General features: G+C 54.4%; 1 protein-coding gene. It reads left to right on the top strand.

What is annotated here, in order from left to right; all coding sequences use genetic code 11:
• On the top strand, positions 1-2,781 hold a 2,781-nt coding region (locus tag ACR0MP_RS21980; protein ID WP_480888108.1), incomplete at both ends, for an autotransporter outer membrane beta-barrel domain-containing protein.

Raw genomic sequence — 2,781 nt, 5'->3', positions numbered from 1 at the left:
TGGCCGGGAAGCGATTGAAGCGACGAATGAGGGCACTGGCGACCTGACGGTTTTTGCAAGCAACGCGGATAACGATGTGTCGGTATCGGGCGAGACCCATGGCATCAATGCCAGAAACTTCAACGGCGGTGATGTCATCATCACGGCTGACAATGTCGCAAGCGTGTCCAACAGTGCAGTTTATGCTTTTAACGACTCAAATGGCAGAGACCTGACAGTTACGACCCATGGGTTGATCTTTAGTTATGAAAGCCCGCCTGTCACCGCTTACGGAGAGCACAATGGTATCGAGGCGATCAACCACGGCAGTGGTGATCTGGTGATCAATGCGACAAACTCCAACGGCCGGGCCATCGACGCCTACTATCACGCTGTCGATGCCAAAAACTACAATGGCGGGGCCTTGAATATCACCGTTGGGGAAACGTTCGGATACTACAGGGCAGTCGTTGCTGACAACTTCGTGGGTGCGTCCTCTTTAACATTTACGGCTACGGGTAATGTGGGAAGTAGTGCGGCGGATGGCATATTGCTGCGCAACAGAGGCACTGGTGATCTGGTTGTGCAGGCAGCAAACGCGGCAGGAGATCTGACCATCTATGGCGAACGAACCGGTTTGTTGGCGGTCAATAGCAATGGCGGCGCCATTTCCATCAGCGTCAACAATGTCAACTCTGGCGGTGACAGAAGCTCGCCCGCTATTTTGGCGCGCAACGATGCCAACAGTACGTCGATTTCGATCACGGCGACGGGTTCGGTCACGGGGGGCGATAGTGCTGGGATCCTCGCAAACAACTTTGGTAGTGCGGACGTGATGGTCAACGCCACGAACAATGACGGTACCGCCTATGTTAACGCTGACTACACGGCAATTCTGGTCAGGAACTACAATGGCGGTAATGTGTTTGTTATTGCTGACAGTGTTGTTGGCACGGCCACGGATGGTATCTACACTTACAACGATGCGAATGGCGGCATAACGCAGATAGTTACCTATGGCGCCGTCGCAGGTGGCCGTTATGGTGTCTATTCAAAGAACCTTGGCGGTTCTGGGACAGAAATAGACATCAGCGGCAGCGTTTATGGCGTGGACGGTGGTATCAAGATCAATGGTGGAACAGCAGGTAGCTTCACGAACGTGTTTGTTCGCGATGGAGCAGAGGTGTCCGCGGGTTCGGGTTCTGCTGCGATTGAGCAAATCGAAACCAGCACGTCAAATACGGTAGTTTCCCTGGCCCCGAATACGTCCTTCACCGGGGATATCTTACTGGGCGCTGGTGATGACATATTGGCCATCGGTGATCTGGCGTCGTTTGACGAAACCGCCGTTCTGAACGGTCGGGACGGGGCGGATGAGCTGATCTTCTTTGGCACTCAGGAAACCGTTACAGTCTCGAACCTGCAGAACTGGGAATCCATCTCGCTCCAAAGCTATGGGCCATACATTAGCCAGATCACCATGCTTGGAACGGATACGCTGGAGACAAATCTGCTGCGGGTCACGTCTGGTTCCACTCTGTCGTTGTCGGATGATGCGGCTGATGATGCGTTGACCCTGACAGGTGATTTTGCGGGTGGCGGTACCGTTGTTCTCGATGTGAACCTGGCTACCGACACGGCTGACACATTGAGCGTTGCCGGTGACGTCACCGGCCAAACGCTCATCAGTGTCAACGAACTAAGTGGTGGTGCACCACGGTCCGGCAATGATGTGACGCTGATCACGGTGGATGGCGACGCAAGTGCGGATGCTTTCCTCCTTGACGGTGGCCAGATCGAGGGGCCCATCTTCACCTATGTTTTGGATCAGGACACCAATGGTGATTTTCTTCTGACAGCGCTATCGACCCTCACGCCAAATGGCACGGTCTATCAGGTCGCGCCCACGGCCCTTTTGGGTGGTCTGACGGAGCTTACAGGTTTCCTTGATCGGTATCAGCTCCGCGAAGGCAATGACGAGAACGAGCCACTCCTGGCGTTCCGTTCGGATTTGTCAGATACCTGGGACGGTGGCACATGGGTTCGCTTTCATGCCGAAAACGGAGACCTGGAATTTGCCTCCAACGACTTCAGCAGCCTCTTGAGTACAAACATCTCGAAAGCGCAATTCGGTGCCGACTTTGTTCGGGATTATGCCACCGGCACTTTTGTCTTTGGTGCCAATGCGTACCAGGCTGAGGCCTCCAGCACGGTGCGTGGAGAAAATGGTGGGGGATCCATCTCAAGTGAAGGGTTTGGCCTCGGCGCGACTTTCGCATGGTTACGAGATGACGGGCTTTACGTCGATACGCAGCTCGAATTGGGCCTTATCAAGTCCGACTTCAGCTCTGATGACAATGCCGACCTCGCTTCAGGTATCAAAACGTCAACGGTGGCAGCCAGCCTCGAGGTCGGTCACATGATAGACCTCGGCAACGGTGCAACGCTGGTACCGCAACTCCAGATCCAGCGCGGGCAGATCCGGACCGGAGACTTCACAGATGACACTGGTCAGGAGGTTGCGTTTGGGGAAGACTTTTCGACGCTTGGTCGGGTCGGTTTAACCTACGAACAGACAAGTGAAAAAATCAACTACTTCGTGGTTGCGAATGTCATACACGACTTCTCAGGTGAACAGGATGTCGATATCGACGGGGTCACCATCGGTATCGATCCCGACACGCTTTGGGGCGAGATCGGGGTCGGCGGTTCTTATGCCGTAAACAAAAACAGCCGCATCTTCGGGTCCGTCGACTATCGCTCAACCTTCGGAACAGGCGACAAAGGTAAAGCCCTGAACAT

The sequence above is a fragment of the Ruegeria sp. K3 genome, assembly GCF_056531845.1.
This window is presented reverse-complemented; position numbering and strand designations above follow the sequence as displayed.